We start from the raw sequence: 22074 nt of genomic DNA, 5'->3' as shown, positions 1-22074 counted from the left end.
CCTACAGCCTCAATCTCTTATTTTAATGGAGCAACCTTGCTACCATCAGTCAGGTTGATCTGACCACTGATTATTACAGTCTCACCTTCATTCAGGCCTTGTAATATTTCTACCTTATCGCCTAACACACGACCTGCTACTACATTGCGCAGCTTGGCTACATTTCCATTATCCAATACAAACACCTGGTTTGAGCTTACACTACCTACAAAGGCTGCACGAGGTACCACAGTAATAGGAGCTGCATTTTCAAAATTGAATAAGGCCGTTCCATACATACCCGCTTTCAATTTATTTCCCGGATTGCTGGCAATCTCTATTTCAACAGGGAAGTTCAAAGAAGCATCAGATTTAGGCGCAATAAATGTAATAGTGCCACCAAAGTTCAAGTCGGGATACACGCTTGCTTTCACATCTACCTTATCTCCCAGCTTCAGGTTGGCTACCTGTGATTCATTTACCGTGATGTTTAACTTTAAGCGAGACACATCAACCAACTCAAACAATTGAGTTCCTGGGTTTACCACAGCACCTGGCTCGATATAACGCTTATTAACAATACCATTGATAGACGATTTGATATTGGCATCACTTACACGAATACGCGCCTGTGACACTCTTGCTTCTGCCTGCTCCAATGCCAGTTTGGCCTGATCCAATTGTTGTTGGGTAACGCCACCTGTTTGAAAAGCATTTTCAAAACGTTGCTTGTCACGTGCGGCATTTTGGTAAGAGGCCTGTGCACTTTCCAGGTCAATATTCAACGCATCGGTTTTAATGATAGCCAGGGTTTGTCCTTTGTGTACATAGCTGCCCTCATCTACCAATACGCGGGTAACGCGACCGGAGTTTTCAGAAGCAAAATTCATTTGCTGAGCAGGGACAAAGTTTCCGTTAGCACCAAAGTTGGCAGCTAACGCTTCTTTTTTAACAGGAGTAACCCGTACGGCTACTTCACCGGAAGCTGCTTGCGCTACTAATGCCGTCTTTGCTTCATTCTTCTTTTTGTTATTGGTCAACACCCATCCGATCAATCCGACAACACCTACCAGTATAACAATTGTTAACAGTGCTCTTATTATTGATTTCTTTCTCATTGTTATGCTTCTTGATTTAGTTTAATAGCGATTTTAATTGTCCTTGACTTTTTATTAATTGAATCTCTGCCACCTTGTAATTCAACAAGGCAGAAGAATAACTGTTCTGAGCTTGCGTTAATGAAGTTTCTGCGTTCAACAGGTCGGTTAATGTAGCCAAACCATTGTTGTAGTTGTTCTGTGTATTGAAGTAAACCTCCTGGGCCAGGCGTGCGTTTTCCTGCTGACTATTCAGTGTGATAATACTATTGTTGATCTGTGTCTTGGCATTTTCAAATGCCAGGTTCAATGCCAACGTGGTGTTATTGATATCTTCATTCAACTTCTTGATACTTACATCGGCCTGCTTAATGCGTGCCTTTGTAGCACCACCATTAAAGATGGGCACACGCAGGTTCAGACTTACAGATGCGGCATCAAACCAATTCACGCCTTGCTTTTCTCCTTTTAATACAGGTAGCTTATTGCCTGTACCTTGATAGGAGTAGTTGCTGGACAGAGAAAGACTTGGATAATATTCCGACTTGTACGCTTCTTTCTGCAGCGTCAATAACTCTTCTTGTTGCTTCAACAACTGGTACTCCAGTCGGCTTTCCACATTTACCGAATCGTTTTTTGCTACAGCCTTTGGTTGAATTGCTTCTATATCAGCATTTGGAATACTAATGGGTGTTTGTATTGGCATTCCCATGTAGAACTTCAATTGGTTTTCCAACAAAGCCAATGTATTCAACAATTGTTGGCGTTGGCTATTCAAGTTGGAGATATTTACCGTAATACGGTCTATATCTATTTTCTTAGCCAACCCATTTTTATATTGACTTTCCAAGATGCTTTGCACGCGCCTGGTGTTCCTGATGGTAGAATCCAACACACCTACCTGTTGGCGTTGTACCAATACCTGGTAGTAGTTGGTAGCCACTTGTTCAATCACCTGATCTTCTGTCAATTGAGCACTTAACTTGTAAAACTCCTGTGTAGCCTTTGCTGCACTCAAACCAGTTAATACCGATTTATCAAACAATGCCTGGTTTAAAGAAACACCTGCATTCGCATTCCATTTTTGACCAAAGGCCACCAATATGGTTTCATTCGGGTTTGGATTCGGTCCAAAGATGTTGGGTAGTGCACTCATTTGTAATAACGGATTATGCACTATAGCAGCAGAACCATTGATCTGAGGCAGTGCCCGCGCACGTACTTCATCTATTTTGTACTGACTGTTCTCTTCATCCAAACGGGCTTTTTTGGCATTTTGGTTTGCTTTAACAGCATAATTCACTGCATCCTTCAGATTCAACTGCACCGGCTCTTGCGCCTGCATCCCTACAAAGCTGAATAAGACAGCGATCAGCAACACCCCTCGCTGTAAAAACAGTTGGGATTTATGCTTGAATGGATTTGTTTTCATTATTGAGATTTAGGTATTTAGTAAAAATTCGTTTTCCTTTTGTTGTTGTAATGCTATGTAGATAGAAGAGAGTCAGGTCGTTCATCAGTTGCCTTGTATCCATTTTCTTTTCATTAAAATCAGAAGGATTCAAAGCGGTTGAAATTTGCTGTAATCGAATAGCAGCTGTAAAAGCACTATTTAAATCTTCACGATAAAGACCTTCAGCCATTCCTCTTTCCAGGTTTTTAATAATGGTAGGCTGCATGGTTTTCTGCTTGTGCGCTATCAGCTTTTTCCATTCTACAGGAAAGAACTTTTCCAACTCGTAGAAGAAGTTGATATTGATGGCGGCTAATGTGTCAAAAGGCACACAAGAGAGATTGATCACTTCTTCAATGGCATTGGCAGATGATGTGCAACTGGTAGTCAATGTAGCCTGATGACATTGGATTAAATCATCCACTACTTTCCCGACTAACTCTTGTTTGTCGGCTACGGCTTGGTAAATGGTTTTCTTGGAAACACCGGCTTGTTTGGCCAGGTCGTCCATGGAAATGCTTTTCAACCCGTAGGTGAAAAACAACTCTTTTGCTTTTTGTAACACCACTTCTCCCATTGCCTAGCTTTTTAAACCGTTGTAAAAAAGTTGCATTACTTCCTTTTGTTTTCGGTAGAGATCCTTGAAATCTTTTGGTTCCGGCAGGCTTTTAGCACTGATACAGTAGGTAAATGCGGTAAGTGTGTCTAGTAACAAACCGGCTGTTTTGACGGAGTCTACTATTTTCAATTCGCCTGATGCAATTCCTTTTTGAAACAACGCTGCCAATAAACTTTTCTCCTCCTCTATTAATTTCTGTTTAACCTCTTCGATCTTTTTATCTGCATTTATACAATTACTATCTGTACCTCTAAACTGAGAAGCCAGCATAAAGTATTTTTCAAAGAAGTCTTTTTTAACATCGATCAACTTTACCAATGCATTTTCCGTTGAACCTGCCGCTTCAAGTGTTTTAGCAATGCCATTGAGATAATCGGTTGTGATTTTGTCCTGAACAGCCGCAATTAAACTTTGCTTATCCGCGAAATAATAATGCAGCGCCTGCTTACTTATAGACAGGTCGTCTGCTACCTCGGTTAGCGTTGTTTTATGAATTCCAAAGTGAGAGAAGCGCCGGATTGCGGCTTCCAGTATGTGCTCCTGTCTCTCTATTCCTTCTGCCTTCATTTATACTTTTGACTTTTTGACTATTTGACTTTTTTGCTTTAAAAGTCAAAAGTATAACAAAAAGAATTATCCCTAATTTTTAAGGGATTTTAAAATGTTAAAAGTTGATGGCTGTTAAGAAAGGCCTTTAAAAAAGATACTAGCAAACTCCTTTTCCTTTTTTAAGATGGTCAGGAATTGCTTTTTGTCGGGGAAGAAATTGCCACTGCGTGTTATAAAGGAATACCGGAAGCCTTCCAAGAAGTCAAAGAATAGCTCGGCCGTTTTTCGGGAATCTGAAATATGAAAAACGCTTTGCTGTTTGCCTTTTTCTATAATAGCCGTAATACGACTCAACTCACGGCTATAAAAATAAGAAAACAACTCTTGTAGCTCAGGAGGCATGGTCAACGGGGTATACGTCTTTAAATACTCCAGTATGTTGTGATACTTAATAATAAAGTCGGTTCGGATATCCAGGTAGGTATGAATGGCTTCCAGTGGAATTTCTTTGCTTGTAATAATCGCCTCGTCTTTCTTTTCAGTAGCTTCTGAAATATGCTTTAATACAGCAGCATACAGGCTTAATTTATCTGGGAAGTAGTAATACAGCGAGGCTTTGGAAAGCGAGAGATCATTACCGATCTCGGTCATAGTGGTCTTAGCCACACCAAAATGGGCGAAGCGTTTTAAGGCTGCTTCTATAATTGCATCTCGTTTCTTATCCTGACTCATATTAATTAACGCTTCAAAGAAAAGATATTTTCGAATATGAATCAGCGATAGAACTATTACCCCAAAATTCAGATTCATCCGCCTTTTCCTCAATTGACCTTCCAATAGCTACACATGAAACAAGATCTGTGGCGTCAGTCCTAAAATAGATAGTACCTTAATATTGACCTAACCGGGAAATAACTGTTCTTTTTATAATTGCTTAACTCAAGTATATGAAGACACTCTCGCAACCGAAATGGACTATAGCACTGGGGCTTCCAGCAATTATTCTTACTTGCTGTGTATGTATTACATTGAGTTCAGCATTTAAAGAAAGGCATGATTTGATAAGCCCAGCCATTACAATAGACCTTTGTTTGATAGCGCCTCTACTCTATTTTCTTACTATTCGAAGGACCACCGCAGCAAAAGCTTCTACTTTCCGTGTATTCCTGATTGGCATATTCACAACAGGTCTTCTGATATCTAAGGAACAAAGCAACCTCTTTAACTTTCTAAAAACGTGGGTATCACCCGTTATTGAAACAAGTCTCATTGGTTTTGTTTTGTATAAACTTTGGCGAGCCAGGCAAAAAAAGGAACAACCGCTTGCTTCTGATTGGTTTACGCAGGCAAAAGATGCTTTATTCACCGTTACCCGACATAAAAAAGCGGCTCATATACTGGCGGGAGAATTGGCTGTATTCTATTATGCCTTTTTCAGTAAACGATCAAAGCCAGATGGCTACCATACATTTAGTATTTACAAAACAAACGGCATACTGCTCATCCTAGGCACCTTTTTAAGCTTGTTTGTTATTGAAACTGTGGGCATGCGCTTTTTGTTTACTCTTTGGAATCCAACTGCTGCCTGGATAATAACTGGCCTTAGCGCCTATTCCTGTATCCAGTTGTATGGACATATTTGCGCCGTTAAAGCAAGACCTGTCGTATTAAGTTCTACCAGTTTGACCATACGCAATGGCCTTATGGGAGGCGAAGCATATATTCCGCTTACCCAAATTGAAAAAGTAACATCCACGAAGAAATCGGTAAACGATAATGGCGCACATAAACTAGCTCTTATAAAAGGATTGGAAAATCACAATATTGCCATTTACCTGAAAACTCCCATTACAATTACAAAAGCCTTTGGCATAGAGAAACCTGCTAAAGTTGTTTTAGTAAACATTGACCAGCATGATGCGTTTTTGAATGCTATTGATACTTACGCTACCAAACAAAACGTATAAAAGCAGTATTCATGAAAAGAACACTTTGGCTAAATAGAACCTTCCATACAATAGAAGACAGCGGATTGCTACCAGATATTATAGAACGACTAGAAGGTACACCTGCAAGACTGGAGGAAAAGATCCGTTCGCATAAAGGCCCCATCAATAACAAGCCCTTACCAGATAAATGGTCGGTTAAGCAAGAAATTGGCCACCTGATTGACTTGGAGTGGCTAGGCCAAACGCGTATTGAACAACTAAAGGCAGGACTGCCAGAACTGGTAGCCGCCGACATGGGAAACCGGAAAACCCAGGAAGCCCATCATGATGACAAGTCTTTTGACGAGCTATTGGAAGCATTTCGACAAGAACGTTCAAAGCTAGTCGCCAGCTTCCGGTCTTTATCTGATGCCGATCTGGAAATGGCGCCTTTTCACCCTCGCTTAAAACGACCCATGAAGGCCGTTGACCTAGCTTACTTTATAGCCGAACACGATGATCACCATTTGGCCCAAATCACATGGCTCCTGCAACACTAAGAAGCTACGCTGCCCTTTTACGGATCCAACTTTACCAGCCCATTGACCAATTTTGTCCATTGCAGTTTAGAAAAGGCAGTAATAGCTCCGGTAGCCACTGCTGCATTTCGTGCTTTGTCTACTATGGCTTCTGCTTTTGTATTTGGCTTTTCATTTCGCCCATGCACCTCGGCCTTTACTTTTAAGCCTTGTCTTCTTACCATAAAGCTGGAGGTCGCTTCTTCTGTAAAAAAATGAGCAGTGTCTTCCTTGCTATTATGCGGGTTGGAGGCTGGTCGTACACGTATCACTAACGCTTCTTCTTCCGGGCTTTCAATTCTCTCGATTGCTTCTATCTGTACCCAATCATACCCATCACCGGTTGCTGTACCCGGCCCTGGAATATCAATTTTTAAATAATCGCCTTGTTGGGCGGTACGTGCCAATTCATGGCCTTGTGAATCACAAAGAATAAATTCTGTAGAGCCTGTGCCAGCCAGTTGATGCCATTCGTTAACATTGACCAGCCGCTGGCAAGCCACTTCAAAAAACTGTTGAGCGTCCTGTTCAGTAGAGAACAGCACTTCAGCCTCTGTATTACTCTCACTTCCGGTATGCTGCTCCGGTATCAGATCATCTGCTTTCCGCTTTTTCATACCCCTAAAAAGAAAAAGTGGTGCCACTATGTGAAACACCACTTTCTTATTGTACGCTAATTGTTCTACAATGCTAATTTACCTTCCGCACCTTCTGCAATATTAGGCTTGCCGGTTACGGCTGCTACAGCCATTTTAAAAAACTGTACCATCTTACCGGTTTCACTTTCCCAGTAATAAACAGATTGCGGTTTCACTTTGAGCAACGCCAGGTTGGGATCATCTACACCATTGGGGAAATAAGCTCTTACCACTGGCGACCATTTTGCCCGCATGAGATCGCGGTCGGTAACACTGGAACCAGTCCCCTTCACATCCAGGTAACTGACTTTTCCCGGATGAGCATATGTCAAATGAACCTGATGATCGGATGTTACCTCTTCTACTTTTATAGATCGTATATCAGTAAAAAACCAAAGCGTACCGTTATCCTCTACATCGATAGTTGCCATGGGCCGGGTATGTTCATGTTCCGTTTGATTGTTGGTAATAAACATGCAAACATTCACTTCCTGCACCAGTTTCTTAAACTTCTTCAACGCTTCTTCATTCTGCAAACTTTTTTCCATAACCGTTAATTGAATAATGAGGAATATCTAAATCTGCGAAAATGTTGTGCCACAAATAATTTCGGATTTAAGATTTCAGATTTGAGATTTAGAATTATCCGTTCCAGGTTCTTCATGAGCTTCTATGAGCTCTGTTTCTTGTATCAGACCAATCTTTTTCGAGTGCTCAATAGCTTCATGGCTATGACTGAAAAAGCAACATGGCACACCAGCACTCTCTATTTTATATAATACATCCCGGGCCTTAGCTTGATTTTTCCTATACACATCGCGTATATACACTGCTTTTATTTGTTGACCAAAGTGTTTTACAATATCCTGATAGATGTAGGGATCATGCTGCGAGCTATCGCCAAGGAGTACAAACCGCTGGTGTGGATATGTCTTAAGTATTCGGACTATACGGGTAAACTTTGTTTGATGATTGTTTTGCCCGGTTTTTAATAGTTGGGAAAAACGTTTCATCACATTGAGTAAGAAAATACCACGCGGCACACCATTGCGCGTAGTAAACTCTAATAGAAAATCGTACAGGTTCCATTCGCTACTACTGACAAAGAAAAAAGGATTTGGCGTATCTGGCGTTGTATTCCCTTTTGCCAACAACTCATAATGTTTTACTACACCTTCAAACGGCTGACGCGTCCAGGCATTTTGAGTAAAGAGTACATACAACCGCTTTCGCAGGTTGGATGAATGCGAGATCAAAAACGTATCATCAATATCAGAGATAAATCCATATTGCGTATCGTGTGGAATATAAAGAGCACCTCTACCCTCTGCTTTTTCAGGGTGATCAACTAAGCGCACAGTCATCTCATGCCATCCTGCCTCAAGAGGCGGCTCATCTTTCCACTCAAGGTGAAAGAAGCCATCCGTATCCGTTTTAGTGGTAATCACTTTTCCCTCCCATTCGGTCTGCACTTTCACATTTCCCAAAGGCTTTACAATAAATAACCTTAGTAGCGAGGCCGTATTGCCTAAAAATGTTTGGTTATAGCGCTTGCGGGGCTTAGGCCCCACGCGTAGCACATGCCCGTACAGGCTTATACTTTCTTCATGTCCGTAGCCGTGGTATACTTTTATTGTTACTTCATCGGTTAGACCCACTGCGTTCAACAAGCGGGTCTTCCAGCTCTTCGTCTTTTGCACTTGATTAGCCATAAAAACAAGTACGCAAGAAATGTGCACAATGATGAAATGATTGAGGTTAAATACAAACGGTAATGAAAGTATTATTTGTTATAAATCCTGTTTCGGGAGGAAAAGAAAAAAGAGATTGGGAAGAACAAATCAGGAATTATTTCAAAACTTCCCCACACAATATGGAGTTTTTCTTAATGTCGGGTGTTGATGATTCCGCATCGGTACGCACACACCTGGAGCGCGTAAAACCAGATCGTGTAGTAGCCGTTGGTGGCGATGGCACCGTAAAGCTGGTAGCAGAGCTGGTTCAGGGTACCTCAACTCCATTGGGTATTATACCGGCTGGATCGGCTAACGGTATGGCACGCGAACTGGAAATTCCTTTAGACGTTAATGAGGCCCTGGATGTAGCTCTGGATGGAAGAGAACAACCCATTGACCTCATCCGTATCAACGATAGGGAGATTTGTATACACCTCAGCGATATCGGATTAAACGCCATGTTGGTCAAGTACTTTGAAAAATCAAAGAAACGCGGTATGTGGGGTTATGGACAAGCCGTTTTCCGTATGCTTTGGACAAAGCAAAAAATGCGGGTAACGATACATACCGATGAAGACACCTATCGACGCCAGGCTTACATGGTAGTAATAGCCAATGCCCGTAAGTATGGCACCGGGGCTAATATTAATCCTGATGGGAAGGTAAGCGACGGCTATTTTGAAATAGTGGTAGTACGCAAGCTCAACCTTATTGAAGTTTTCAAATCATTTCTAACAAACAAACCTTTTCATCCCAACCGCATAGAAGTGTTTAAAACGAAAAGAGCGTCTTTGTCTACAGTAAGAAGAACGTATTTCCAGGTAGATGGTGAATATCGGGGAAAAATTACCCAGCTTAACGCCGAAATTCTTCCTGCTCAGCTGACAGTGATGCTTCCTATAACAGCTGAACTCCCCGTTCACAAATAGTGGTACGGATTTTTCTATTCTTTCCAAAACAGTTAATATGGACAGATTAGAATTAAAAGGCCGCTGGAATGAGCTGAAGGGCAAAGTGAAGCAAGCCCACGGCGATCTGACCGATGATGACCTTCGTTATGAAGAAGGAAAAGAAGATGAACTGTATGGCCGTTTGCAAACCAAGTTGGGAAAAACCCGGGAAGATGTAATCGATTGGCTCAGAGGCCTAGACAGAGACAGACGACCCTAAGACTCACTTTATTGCCAGAGTCTTTAGTATGAAAATCATCTAAAAGTAAGCGCCCCTTAAAGGGCGCTTTTTTATTGCAAGAATTAGAAAGAAACAAAGCAACTTGTTATTCTTTAGGAATAAACGCTTCATAGCAACGCTTTCCGTAATAAGAATACCCTTCATTCTCCTGTTTTGTTCCTGTTAGTATAGAGTGAATAAATCCATTCAGCTCTACTTGTTGCGTATGATAAATTCCTTGGTTATAGTTGGGTTTTAAGAAGAAAGCTATCTTATCATCTACCGATTTATATATCGTAAAGCTATCTGCCTTCGCTTCATTAAATGTAAAAGAACGACTCAGGTCATTTAACATCTGGTGTGATTTATACCACGTGCCCCCCTTTGCTGAAACAATGGGTTTTCCATTATACAGTGCCACAGAATCATTGTAGGCAAACACGGAAAGATGGGCTTTCTTGTTCTGCTTTAACCAATCGCTTAGCTTATCCGTATACGTACTATCATATCCATAATTACTATCCAGAAAGCTGATGCGCTGTATAAAGGATGGAATCTGCTTTACACCGGCCAGGTAACCGAAAATAAAACTGCCGCCGCCACTATGTCCATTCAATAAGATTTGTTTCTTTTTAAAAGGAAAATACTGGTACAGGGTATCTACTATATGTGTGATCTCCTGTTGAAATTGTGGATGTTTTTGTTTCCACAGCGGCCAGCTTTTATAGCTGTTTTCGAGGTAACAGACTACTACATTTTTATCGCTCAACACTTGCCGTAAGAAAGTGGTTTGTGCGCTTATATGCTGAATATTATAGTGCCAGTCATCGCCCTCCTTTAGCAACTTACCTTTTGTTTGCGCTGTGGTATTACCATTAGGAAGCGCATACAGGATGATCATTGTTGCCTTGTGCTTACTGAATTGGGCGGGTTGATCTATTGTAACCGTCACATCATTATAAAAGGTCAATATAGTTTCCTTTACCGCTCCTGCCTGTTGTGCACAGGCAGCCATAGCAACGATCCAAAATAAAAAAGACAAGCAAACTTTAAGCATATGCGCTAAGGTAAGCGGTTAAGTGAGCTGATTATAAGAGAAAGTCGAAAAAGGAAATACGAAAATCCTAATTCCACATTTTAAAGGACATGTTCAAAGGCACATGTATAGAAACATCAACTACCTTTCCCTTACCTTTTGCTGCGTCCAACGTCGACCTTTTGTCCATACTGCTTCGGGACTTGTTCGAGATTCCTTCGGGGCACTTCGAAGAAGTCTCGAACAAGCCCCGAAGCGGAGGCGATGCTGCGTACATCACCTCTCCTGCAATGGGTAGAACAGCCAGTTATCTATTGCGCCTTTCAACGGTTTACAGAAAGCAAAAAAGCATAATACCTTAAGGTTGTAATCCTGTAACGCTAATTAATCCACATCATCTGCGGTCCTTCTTTCCTCCTTCGCTCAGTGAGAAACCCTTCCTCTGTGCCCCTCCTTGTCCGCAGTGTCTCCATGGTTCAAATCTCACTGTCCTCTGCGCCTCTGCGAGACACCATCCAGCGCGAAGCGCTCCCTTTAGGGGGGCGAAGCGAGTCTAGCTTTCGTATCTTTGCCGCATGCATTATGTGTCGGCGAAGGATTTGACTAAATCGTTTGGTGTAAAACCCCTGTTTCAAGATCTCTCCTTTCATATTTCTGAAGGCGATAAAATAGCCCTGGTGGCCCGCAATGGTGCGGGTAAGTCTACCCTATTGAAAATAGTTGGTGAAAAGGAATTCCCTGATTCTGGAAACGTGTGGATCCATAAGGATGTAGACGTGGCTTTTTTTGAGCAAGAGCCCCAGTTGGAGGAGCAATCATCTATTTTGGATAATATCTTTCACCACGCCCATCCAACCATTAATGCCATTAAGCAATACGAAGCGGCTGTAGACAGTGGCGATGAAGCGGCCATAGGTCAAACGCTAGTTCAAATGGATGAGCTAGGCGCCTGGGACTTTGAAGCCAAGGTTAAGCAGATCTTAGGCAAGCTGAATATTCACCAGCTACAACAGCAGGTAAGCACCCTAAGCGGCGGCCAGCGTAAGCGGGTAGCCCTAGCCAGAACCCTCATAGATATTGGTTTTGAGCACAAGCACGTGTTGCTGATTATGGATGAACCGACCAACCACCTGGATGTAGAAATGGTGGAATGGCTGGAACACTACCTGAATAAAGAGAACAGTACCCTGTTTATGGTAACCCACGACCGCTACTTCCTAGATGCGGTGTGTACCGAAGTGTGGGAACTGGAAAATGGCACCCTATACATTCACAAAGGTGACTACGCTAATTTTTTAGAGAAGCGTGCCCAACGAGAAGAAAGTGAAGCCGCCTCAATAGATAAAGCCCGCAATCTTTACCGCAAGGAGCTGGAATGGATGCGTAAGCAGCCAAAAGCCCGCACTACAAAGAGTAAAAGCCGGCAGGATGCGTTTTACGAAGTAGAAGCCAAGGCCAAGCAGCAGATTCAACAGCAGAAGCTGCAACTGGAAGCCAAGATGAGCCGCTTGGGTGGTAAGGTAGCCGAACTGAAAAAAGTATATAAGAAGTTTGATGATAAGATCATCTTAGACGGTTTTGATTATACATTTAAAAAGGGCGATCGCATAGGCATTGTCGGAAAGAATGGTGCTGGCAAATCCACATTTATAAATGTTCTTCAGGGCTTAGAACAGCCGGATAGCGGTAAGATCAATATTGGTGATACCGTAGTATTTGGGAATTACTCCCAAACTGGCTTATTGGTGAAAGAAGACATGCGGGTAATAGAGTTTGTAAAGAACATTGCCGAAAACTTTCCACTAGCCAATGGTGCCACACTTAGCGCGTCGCAATTCCTGAATTTGTTTCTCTTTCCCCCTGAACAACAATACACCTACATCTCCAAATTGAGTGGTGGGGAAAAACGCCGTTTGCACTTATTGTCCATACTCTTCCGCAATCCGAATTTTTTAATACTGGACGAACCGACCAATGATCTGGATTTACCTACACTTTCTGTGTTGGAAAACTTTTTGCTAGAGTTTGGAGGGTGCCTGATTGTGATTAGCCATGACCGTTATTTTATGGACCGATTGGTTGATCATTTATTTGTGTTTGAAGGGGAAGGTGTGATACGTGACTACCCAGGCAACTACAGCCAATACCGGGAATGGCAAAAAGCGCAACAGGCTGAAGCTCAAGCTGAAAAAAAGGAAGAAAAAGCTGTAGTAGCGCAACAGCCTGAAGCAGCAAAAGCCAAGAAAAAGCTTTCTTATAAAGAGCAGCGCGAGTTTGAAATGCTGGAAAAAGAAATTGCCGACTTGGAAAAAGAACGAGCGACGCTTTACGAAAAGTTGAATGACTCCAGTCTTCCGTATGATCAACTACAGCAAGTAACAGTACGAATTGGTGAAATTGGTGAGGCTATCGACACCAAGGAAATGCGATGGTTAGAGTTGAGCGAAAGTGCATAAAATGCTTGTTATTGCAGAGTTTCCTTTTTATCTTTAAGGTAGAAATCCCTCTTTGAAAAGCCGACGTTTTGACATCTGGTAAGCCTTTGAGAACCTGAACTTAAATCAGTAATCATTTAAATGCTTGCGCATGAAGAAAAATAATACACTTCAAAACGATGGTGTTAGAGACACCCTTTTAATTATTGGTATTTCAGTGCTAATAGCCGTACTGGCGTTGCTAGCTTAGCTAGTAGTATCAGGGTAAGCTTTTTGTACATATTCAACCATTGGAAAATGGTTGAATATGCCTCCTATTGATGTATTCCTAAAGCAACTAGCCCTGGTAATGGTAGTTGGCGGCCTCATTGGGGCCGAGCGAGAGTTTTTTAATAAGTCCGCTGGTTTCCGGACCATTATACTTATTTGTCTTGGCTCTTATTTGTTTAGCATTTTCTCCATTAGCATTAGTGGCAGTACCAATGATCGCATTGCTTCCAATATAGTCACCGGTATTGGCTTTATAGGTGCTGGGGTTATTTATAAAGACGAGAACCGGATAAATGGTATTACTACAGCTGCTACCATTTGGGCCACTGCAGCCTTGGGCATGGGGGTAGCTGCCAGCCAATACTTAATTGTCGTTATATCAACAACTGTAATTCTTGCGGCCCTACTTTTATTAACCAAGCTGGAGCGCGTGATCGATAAGATCAACCAATCCAGAGTTTATAAAATTATAAGTCCTTATAGAGAAGATTTACTTACCGAATATGAAAAGCGGATTAAAGACTACAACCTTCGCTTTAAACGTATCAAGCAAACAAAGGTGGGAGATAATATTCTTGGTTCCTGGCTGGTACTAGGTACAGAAAAGGCCCACAAGCAATTTGTTGATAGCATCTTGCACGACCCTACGGTAAAGGAATTTGAGTTTTAGCGCATACCAATAGGGCTAAACGTAAAGTTGTTAGTAACGGATTCAGAAAACTGTGGACTACACTTACGTATTAAAACGGATTTTACAGACTTAGCTTATTATATTAACATTAATAGTAATTTACCACCTTATAAGCTCACGTTACACACCGTACATTCCTACATGGGAGCCACCAAAATACACATGATTTGAAACGCTTTTGCACTGCTATTCTTTTATTGCTTTTTTATACCGTTGCTCTGGCTCAGCATCGCAAGGAATATATATTTACTAACTATTCCACTTCAAACGGAGGTCTGGCCACCAACCTAATTACCCATATTGCCCAAGACGAAAAAGGCTATATGTGGTTTGCCACCTATAATGGCCTGCAGCGTTTTGATGGTAACAAGTTCATGACGTTCCGGAATATCCCCGGCAACAATAAAACGATACCACACAATTATATTCAAGCTTTATTTTTTGATAAACGTCATAGGCTATGGTTAGCTGGAAATAACAATACTATTGGTTATTTCAATACCACTCAATTTACCTTTCAGGAAGCTCCACTTCAAAATGCAAACAGCGCAAAAAGCTATATCCCGAAATATTTTTTAGAAACACCCGAGGGCCAAGTACTGCTCTATGAAGAGAAAGGCGCGATTTATCGCTTTGATGACAAAGCCACACGGTTTGTTTTGAATAAAGATTTTGTGAAACTGCCTTTCAACTGGAAACAAAACCACATAAGCTGGGATAGCATTATAAAAAAATATTGGATTGCCTGTGACTCTGGGTTAGTATTATATAACCCAGCCAACAAACTTATCAGTTACAGAAATCACAACGTAGAAAAAGATCCGGTTATTAACCGTTTTGAAACGATAAAAGGCATTGGAAAACTGTATGTAGGCGCCAATAATACCATTAGCTTTTATAACATAAATTATCCTTTCTACTTATTATTTTACTATAACAGAAATAACAATACGGCAACTGTTGAAAATCCGGGCCAACAGCTTGGACTCAAATTCTATGAGATACAGGGGCTATTCCATCAGAAAAACGGCCAGTTGTGGGTGCATGGTGTAAAGTTGTTTGCCCAGTGGCTGGCAGAAAAAGGAACGCTGCTGCCAGTATCCAGCTTTTATAATGCAGAATATAAAATCAAGTCCAATTTTGTCAATTACATTTTTGAAGACCGCGAAAGCAACTTATGGGTAGCTACAGATAATGGCTTATTTGTTTTTAATCCAGATGCGCAACTATTTGATGTACGCCGATTGGAGCGTCCGCAGGAAAAAAAGCGTGATGATGAAGACGTGCTTACTATGTCTTTATTACAAACGAAAGACGAAAAGCTTTTTGTGGGAAGTTGGAAATCGGGTCTCTTTCTTTTTGATAAAGATTTTAATGCTCTTACACTTCCCTTACCCTTACAACGCCTGAAAAAGGACATCACCATTTGGAATATTCGTGAACATGCACCAACAGGTAAGATTTGGCTTTCAGTAGACGACCCGCGCAACAAGGGTTTGCTGGTGTACGACCCTCAAAAAGGAACGATACAATGGGTGAACACATCGCTTTTTGAAGGTAGTACCGTCCGCAACATTACGGAAGACAAAGATGGCAACCTTTGGTTTGGCACGCTGGAAGGTCATATTATCAAGTGGAATCAACAACTGGCTAAAAGCGATATCAACAAAGGATTTGAGCTTATTGCAAACGAACCTGGCCGCATACGCAAGCTGTATACAGATTGGGAAGGTTTTATCTGGGTTGTGACCATTAAAGGCGAATTATTAAAACTTGATCCCAAAAAGAATAGCGTAGTAAGAAACTTTAGCAAACAAACAGGTAAAGACTATCAGCTTTTAGGCACTGATATTTTTGATGTAATGCAGTACAATGACAGTATCCTCATTGCTGCAGCAGACGCTAATCTTAATTTGATCAACATAAAGAATAATAAAATTACTCACCTCTCTTCGGAGGATGGATTGCCGGCCAATACAATTGTTTCAATACTAAAAGACCAACGGGGAATTATATGGCTTGGGTTATTGGGTGGCATCTGCCGTGTGAACCTGGAAAAGAAAACCTTTACCACTTATGACAGAAAAGATGGTATACCCTATGATAACTTTTTAACAGCCAAAGCGCTACAACTTAACAACGGCCAGCTCCTATTTTCAACAACTGAAGGCCAACTTCTCATTGACCCATCAAAAGCAGTTCAGGCTACAAGGCCAATGTCTCCACTCATTACTTCATTTTACCTTGCCAATAAACCGTTATCCATTGACTCCTTACTTAAGAACGAAGTAAAGCTTAACTACGACAACAGTTCAATTGCCATAGGTTTCAGCAATCTGAGTTTCTCCAAACAAAGAACCTTGCGGTACTATTATAAAATGGAGGGGTTAGACAAAGACTGGGTGCAGGTTGATGTTACTAAGCAAGCACAATACAATTATATTCAACCCGGCACATATACTTTTTATGTAAAAACAGTCAACGAAGATGGTTTGTCTAGTAAAGAGTCCGCCGAATTACATATAGAAGTGAAGCCTCCGTTCTGGAAAACAGGCTTGTTCTATGCCATTCTAACTTTACTAGGACTATTAATTTTATTCTTGGTTGATAAAGAGCGTATTAAGCGGCTACGCATTGTTCAACAAATGCGTTCCCAGATTGCAGGAGATCTTCATAAAGACATTCATGTAACCCTGAACGATATCAATATACTGAGTGCTATGGCTAAGATCAAAGCAGATAAAGACATTGATCGCTCTAAAGGTTATATTGACTCTATCAGTAACAAAAGTCAAGACATGATGGAGTCGATCAAGGACATTCTATGGACACTAGAGCCAGAGAATGACAGCATGGAAAAAATGCTGTTGCGTATGCAAGAGTATGTATATGGAGTCAAAAACAGTAACAAAGCAGAGGTAGAGCTCCACAACAGCCGCTCTGTTAAGAAAGTGATATTAGACATGCGATGCCGACATGAGCTCTTACTGTTTTTCAAATACGCGCTCTCCTTTCTTATTCAAAAGAACCTATACCCTACCATTCATATCACGCTTAATTATGAAAAGGGAAAACTTCAACTCCAATTTAAATCACGCAGCACTCATATGCCAGACGGGACTTTAAATACAAGACTTGCCCAGGATGAAATGAACAAAAGAGCTGAAGCACTAAATGCCGACTTGCGTATCGAAAATGAAGATCACCAGATTGGCATTTGGTTAGAGCTGGATGCTTAGCAACTCCTCTTTTTACAGAATAAAAAGCATTTACTGGTCAAGGCGCTTCGCTTTTTTTATTTATTCATTCCATATCTTTTTTGAGGTCTTTTAAGTCCGGAATAAGCCATTTCATCCTTGAATAGGCCAGATTTTCTTATTTTAACTGCCAATTAATTACGGCCTTGCCATTACTTTGTATACCACCCTACTCCATAGGACCTCCTATAAAAAGCAAAAACGAACTAACTTGAGAACCGTTGTCATTGCAACATACTTTTTATTTTTTGCTATTGTTGCTTTGGCACAACAACGTAAGGAATACGTATTTACCAATTTTTCTACCTCAAACGGGCTGGCTTCTAATATTGTTACCAGCATCTTACAAGATGACAAGGGCTACATGTGGTTTAGTACCATTAATGGGCTACAACGTTTTGATGGCAACAAGTTTTTAAACTTCAAAGCCATACCTGATGATAACACATCCATTCCTACCAATAATTTAAGAGGACTTTACTTTGATAGCCATAAACGTCTGTGGCTGATTGGTCATAACAATACAGTTGGCATTTTTAATACATCGCGGTTTGTGTATAATGACGTTCCGATTCAACTAAAGCGAAAAGAAAAAACCTACTTGTATAAGCACTTTTTGGAAGCAGCAGACGGCAGGTTATACCTCTATGAAGAGAAAGGCAATATCTATCGCTTTGATGAAAAAACCGACCAGTTTGTAGTAGAGCATAACGTGATACAATTACCTGCTAGTTGGAAACACAACCGCATTACCTGGGATGGGCAGACACACCGATACTGGATTGCTACCGACTCGGGCCTAGTAGTATACAATCCGGCTTCAAAACTTCTTAGTTACAGAGGACATAATACAGAACAAGATCCGGTTATCAAGCGCTTTGAAAATGAAACAGGTATACTTAACGTAGTCATGTTGACAAACAATGCTGTTGGTTTTTATGCCCAGCTAAATGCAGTAGCATTACCTCTTCTATATTATTACAACAGGAATACAGGAGCAGCTACGGTCTCTAACCCAGGAAAAGAATTAAACCTGAACTACTACGAGATACATGGTTTAGTGCAGCAAAAAACTGGCAATCTATGGGCGCATGGTGTATATATGTTTGCCCAGTGGTTACCGGAACAGCAGCGGTTTCAGGCCTTACCCAACACTTACCAGGGTGAGCAGAGTATCAAATTCAACTATGCTAACTATAGCTACGCGGATAGAGAAAATAATATCTGGATTGCTACAGACAACGGGCTTTTTCTCTTCAACCCCGACGGTCAAGTGTTCAATTCATTCAGCCTGATACGCCCAGACGAAGCTGTTGTAGAAAGAGGTGTGTTATCGATGTCCATACAACAAACAAAAGATGGAAATATCTGGGCTGGCACATGGGGACGCGGACTCTTTTACTTTGACAATCACTTCAATGCTATTGAAGTACCTGCTCCTATAAAAGCATTGCAAAAAAACTTCACTGTTTGGGATATACATGAACATTCACCCAGCGGTAAGCTATGGTTTACACTTGAAAACCAGGGCAATAATGCAATGGTTTATGATCCCAAGACTAAGAAAGTAGAATGGGTCAATAACAGCATCTTTGGAACAGAGCCAATCCGGCAGATGATTGAAGACCTTGATGGCAACATTTGGTTTGGCACTCAAGGAGGCTATTTGGTAAAATGGGATCAACAACTAGCGCAAGGCGATGTGCATAAAGGCTATATACTTGTAGCCCGTACAGGCAATATCAGAAAGCTTTATAGAGATTGGCAGGGCACGATCTGGGCTGTTACCAATAGTGCGGGTCTCTTAAAGGTTGATCCTAAGAAAAATGTAGTGCTGCGCAACTTTGTAGAAGATGCACCCAAAGGATATGAACTAACGACCAATGAGCTTTGTGACGCCTTACAATATAACGACAGTACGCTGATAGTAGCAGCAGGTACAGTGAACCTGATCAACCTTAAGAATAACAAAGTAACTCATATCACTACCGCCAATGGCCTACCTTCTAATACGGCTGTTTCCATTTTAAAAGATAAGCGTGGGGTATTGTGGTTTGGTATGACCAGTGGACTATGTCGTGTAAACCTGGAGAAGAATATCTTTATTCCTTATGACCGTAGAGATGGTATTCCTTACGACAACTTTGAGCCCAACAGAGCTTTAGCACTTCAAGACGGTCGCCTGGTTTTTGGCACTGATCAAAACTTAGTAGTATTTGATCCTTTGAAAGCGGTACAAACAGAACGGCCTTCCCAACCGATGGTAACCACTTTCCGACTAGGTAATAAGACACTTCCTGTGGACTCGCTGCTTCAACAGGAAGAAGTAAGTCTTAGGTATAATAGTACCTCTGTTTATATTGAATTCAGCAACCTGCATTTTTTCAGACAGAAAAAACTACGTTACTATTACCGTTTAAAGAACCTGGATGCTGACTGGATTCTTGCTGATGCTGGCAACCATGCCCAATACAACTATATTCCTCCTGGACAGTATGTGTTTGAAGTAAAAAGCGTGAATGAAGATGGTGTTTCCAGTAAAGATTATGCAACAATAAATATTGTAGTAAAACCGCCTTTCTGGAAAACAACCTGGTTCTATGCCTTACTTACACTATTGGGTCTGCTAATTCTTTTTCTAATAGATAGGGAGAGACTTAAACGGTTACGTACCGTACAACAAATGCGTTCGCAGATAGCCACCGACTTGCATAAGGACATACATGTAACGCTAAGTGACATTAATGTATTGAGTGCGATGGCCAAGATCAAGGCCGATAAGGACATTGACCGCTCCAAGGATTACATTGATACCATCAGCCATAAGAGCCGCGACATGATGGAATCGATGGAAGATATTCTTTGGACCTTGGATCCAGAGAATGATAGTATGGAAAAGATGCTGCTGCGCCTTAAAGAATATACAGCTGGCTTTAAGAATACTCACAATATTGCTATTGAACTAAACAGCAATAAGAATATTGACAAGCTGGTAATGGACATGAGGTGCAGACATGAATTTTTACTTTTCTATAAACATGCCCTGGCCTATATGATTGAACAAGTAGGCTGCACGCATATTCATATTTCTCTTGAGTATATTAAGAGTAAACTTACCTTAAAGTTTCAGGCCGACTGTTTAACTGAAGGCAATGATAAAACAGCACAAACACCTTCTTGGCAAGAGATGCATAAAAGAGCAGAAGCATTGAACGCTTCGTTGGACATCACTACCAACAAAAAGAAAGCTTATATCTTTTTGCAGATGGATGCATAGGAGAGAGTAATTCACTGTCGACAGACAACAGTCCACAGTAGGAAAGTCATTAATTATTGGCCAATGGTGTAAAGTAAATAGTGAATGCGCACACTGTGCGAAGCTCTTCCTATTCAACTTTATACCCTGCCTAATCGTTTGTCTACTATTTGCACGATCACATCGATAGAAATGTTTTTCATGCATTTAAAATGTCCTTGAGGGCATTTATTGCGGCCAAACTTAGTACAGGGTTGACACCATAGCTTTTCTACTTTAACGTTGTTGAACGGCTTGGCGTGCTGATACAAATAATTATCACCATAGTATGGCTCTACACCTAAGGAAGGAGTAGTACTTCCCCATACAGCAATCACCTGCTTTTTTAGTGCTGCGGCAATGTGCATAAGTCCAGTATCATGGCCTATCACCAATTTTGACTTGCGAACGAGATCAGCGCTTTCGTTCAGAGAGAACTTGCCACAGGCATTATACACTTTTATGGGATCAACAGAGGCTACTTCATTCCCCTCATCTACTTCATCTTTCCCACCAATTAAAATAATGGGGTGATTGATTTTAGTACACAGCTCTTTTAGCTTGTATATGGGTAGTTTTTTAGTGTAGTAGTTTGCCCCAATAACTAAGGCAATATAGCCTGCATGGTGTGATGCAGGAATATCTTTTAATGTAATTTCTTCATTAGGCGCAATAAAGTAATCCATGCCCGCTCCGTCGTTCTTTACGCCAAAAGGTTCTACGGTTTGCATATACCGGTCTACAACATGCACTTTAGGCATCACATTCCACTTCAGGCGGGTGTAGATGAACTTTTCAATATTGAGTTTATTGAAGGATTCGCTTGGTACTTTCAATGCATTTTTCACCCTTAGGGTGCGCAGGTTGTGATGCAAATCAATAATTTGATCAAACTTCTCTGCTTTCAGTTCTTCAATCATGGCGTTCCAATCCTGCTGCAGTATATGAATTTTATCGATATAGGGATTGTTGGCCATTACTGATTTAAACTGTGGTTTAATCAGGTAATGAATCTCAATATCGGGTCGCTGCAGTTTCAAGCAGCGTACAACCGGGGTCGTCAGCACAATATCACCGATAGAAGAAAAACGGATCACCAAAAACTTCATCGTGCGAAAATACGCAAAGGACCGCGGATTGGCAGGGTTTGTAAGTGATGGAAAGGATTAGAATTAGCTGATTAGCTGATGTGACAATTAGCTAATAGAGTTGACTGATTTACAAGTTGATAAGGAAGGGAATAATGAATAAGGAACAAGGAAGGATGAAGGAAGAAGTGAGGAATGAGGAAGGAGAGAGGGAATGTTCAATACTCAATTTTCAATGATCAATGATCAATAATC

The 22074-nt window shown here is 41.2% G+C and carries 18 protein-coding genes; 8 read left to right on the top strand and 10 right to left on the bottom strand.

Annotation, left to right across the window (positions count from 1 at the left end; translation table 11 throughout):
* Positions 1–17: 17 nt before the first annotated feature.
* From SY85_RS21675 to SY85_RS21655, 5 genes are all read right to left on the bottom strand, one after another.
* Positions 18–1097 (bottom strand): efflux RND transporter periplasmic adaptor subunit, encoded by a 1080-nt coding sequence (locus SY85_RS21675; RefSeq protein ID WP_099459404.1) that lies wholly within the window; start codon positions 1095–1097, stop codon positions 18–20.
* A 16-nt stretch (positions 1098–1113) separates the two neighbouring features.
* Complete coding sequence (locus tag SY85_RS21670) at positions 1114–2508, bottom strand: TolC family protein (RefSeq protein WP_066407632.1); 1395 nt, start codon at positions 2506–2508, stop codon at positions 1114–1116.
* Entirely contained in the window at positions 2483–3106 is a 624-nt protein-coding gene (locus SY85_RS21665) for a TetR/AcrR family transcriptional regulator (RefSeq protein ID WP_066407624.1), read from the bottom strand. The genes SY85_RS21670 and SY85_RS21665 overlap by 26 nt, the downstream gene beginning before the upstream one ends.
* 3 nt (positions 3107–3109) lie before the next feature.
* The gene (locus SY85_RS21660) at positions 3110–3715 is read right to left on the bottom strand and encodes a TetR/AcrR family transcriptional regulator (RefSeq protein ID WP_066407622.1); all 606 of its coding nucleotides are present in this window, start codon (positions 3713–3715) and stop codon (positions 3110–3112) included.
* Between the two features lie 114 nt (positions 3716–3829).
* Positions 3830–4507 (bottom strand): TetR/AcrR family transcriptional regulator, encoded by a 678-nt coding sequence (locus SY85_RS21655; RefSeq protein ID WP_082886646.1) that lies wholly within the window; start codon positions 4505–4507, stop codon positions 3830–3832.
* A gap of 137 nt (positions 4508–4644) precedes the next feature.
* Here SY85_RS21655 and SY85_RS21650 point away from each other — a divergent pair, with 137 nt between their 5' ends.
* Together SY85_RS21650 and SY85_RS21645 are read left to right on the top strand one after the other, a co-directional pair.
* Complete coding sequence (locus tag SY85_RS21650; protein ID WP_066407618.1) at positions 4645–5664, top strand: hypothetical protein; 1020 nt, start codon at positions 4645–4647, stop codon at positions 5662–5664.
* Positions 5665–5675: 11 nt separating this feature from the next.
* Positions 5676–6185 (top strand): DinB family protein, encoded by a 510-nt coding sequence (locus SY85_RS21645; protein WP_066407617.1) that lies wholly within the window; start codon positions 5676–5678, stop codon positions 6183–6185.
* A gap of 17 nt (positions 6186–6202) precedes the next feature.
* Here SY85_RS21645 and SY85_RS21640 read toward each other — a convergent pair whose 3' ends face one another.
* The 3 genes from SY85_RS21640 to SY85_RS21630 form a co-directional block, all read right to left on the bottom strand.
* Entirely contained in the window at positions 6203–6820 is a 618-nt protein-coding gene (locus SY85_RS21640) for a hypothetical protein (protein ID WP_066410062.1), read from the bottom strand.
* 65 nt (positions 6821–6885) lie between these two features.
* Positions 6886–7389 (bottom strand): pyridoxamine 5'-phosphate oxidase family protein, encoded by a 504-nt coding sequence (locus SY85_RS21635; RefSeq protein ID WP_066407615.1) that lies wholly within the window; start codon positions 7387–7389, stop codon positions 6886–6888.
* Positions 7390–7464: 75 nt separating this feature from the next.
* Positions 7465–8553: an App1 family protein gene (locus SY85_RS21630; protein WP_082886748.1), complete on the bottom strand. Its 1089-nt coding sequence runs from the start codon at positions 8551–8553 to the stop codon at positions 7465–7467.
* 62 nt (positions 8554–8615) lie between these two features.
* Here SY85_RS21630 and SY85_RS21625 point away from each other — a divergent pair, with 62 nt between their 5' ends.
* Both SY85_RS21625 and SY85_RS21620 read left to right on the top strand, forming a co-directional pair.
* Positions 8616–9506: a diacylglycerol/lipid kinase family protein gene (locus tag SY85_RS21625; RefSeq protein ID WP_066407612.1), complete on the top strand. Its 891-nt coding sequence runs from the start codon at positions 8616–8618 to the stop codon at positions 9504–9506.
* A 37-nt stretch (positions 9507–9543) separates the two neighbouring features.
* Positions 9544–9747 (top strand): CsbD family protein, encoded by a 204-nt coding sequence (locus SY85_RS21620; protein ID WP_066407608.1) that lies wholly within the window; start codon positions 9544–9546, stop codon positions 9745–9747.
* A 106-nt stretch (positions 9748–9853) separates the two neighbouring features.
* Here SY85_RS21620 and SY85_RS21615 read toward each other — a convergent pair whose 3' ends face one another.
* Complete coding sequence (locus SY85_RS21615) at positions 9854–10804, bottom strand: hypothetical protein (protein WP_066407606.1); 951 nt, start codon at positions 10802–10804, stop codon at positions 9854–9856.
* Between the two features lie 554 nt (positions 10805–11358).
* Between SY85_RS21615 and SY85_RS21610 the strand changes: the two genes are divergently transcribed.
* From SY85_RS21610 to SY85_RS21595, 4 genes are all read left to right on the top strand, one after another.
* Positions 11359–13239 carry an ABC-F family ATP-binding cassette domain-containing protein gene (locus SY85_RS21610; protein ID WP_066407604.1) on the top strand — a complete coding sequence of 627 codons (1881 nt, stop codon included), beginning with the start codon at positions 11359–11361 and terminating at the stop codon, positions 13237–13239.
* 286 nt (positions 13240–13525) lie between these two features.
* On the top strand, positions 13526–14158 hold the full coding sequence (locus SY85_RS21605; protein ID WP_066407602.1) for an MgtC/SapB family protein: 633 nt from the start codon (positions 13526–13528) through the stop codon (positions 14156–14158).
* Between the two features lie 188 nt (positions 14159–14346).
* Positions 14347–17418 (top strand): ligand-binding sensor domain-containing protein, encoded by a 3072-nt coding sequence (locus SY85_RS21600; protein WP_066407593.1) that lies wholly within the window; start codon positions 14347–14349, stop codon positions 17416–17418.
* A gap of 229 nt (positions 17419–17647) precedes the next feature.
* Positions 17648–20713, top strand: a complete 3066-nt coding sequence (locus SY85_RS21595) for a sensor histidine kinase (RefSeq protein WP_066407591.1) — start codon at positions 17648–17650, stop codon at positions 20711–20713.
* A 119-nt stretch (positions 20714–20832) separates the two neighbouring features.
* Here SY85_RS21595 and SY85_RS21590 read toward each other — a convergent pair whose 3' ends face one another.
* Positions 20833–21840 (bottom strand): glycosyltransferase family 9 protein, encoded by a 1008-nt coding sequence (locus SY85_RS21590; protein ID WP_066407589.1) that lies wholly within the window; start codon positions 21838–21840, stop codon positions 20833–20835.
* Positions 21841–22074: the final 234 nt, after the last annotated feature.

The sequence above is a fragment of the Flavisolibacter tropicus genome (assembly GCF_001644645.1).
Classification (GTDB): domain Bacteria; phylum Bacteroidota; class Bacteroidia; order Chitinophagales; family Chitinophagaceae; genus Flavisolibacter; species Flavisolibacter tropicus.
This window is presented reverse-complemented; position numbering and strand designations above follow the sequence as displayed.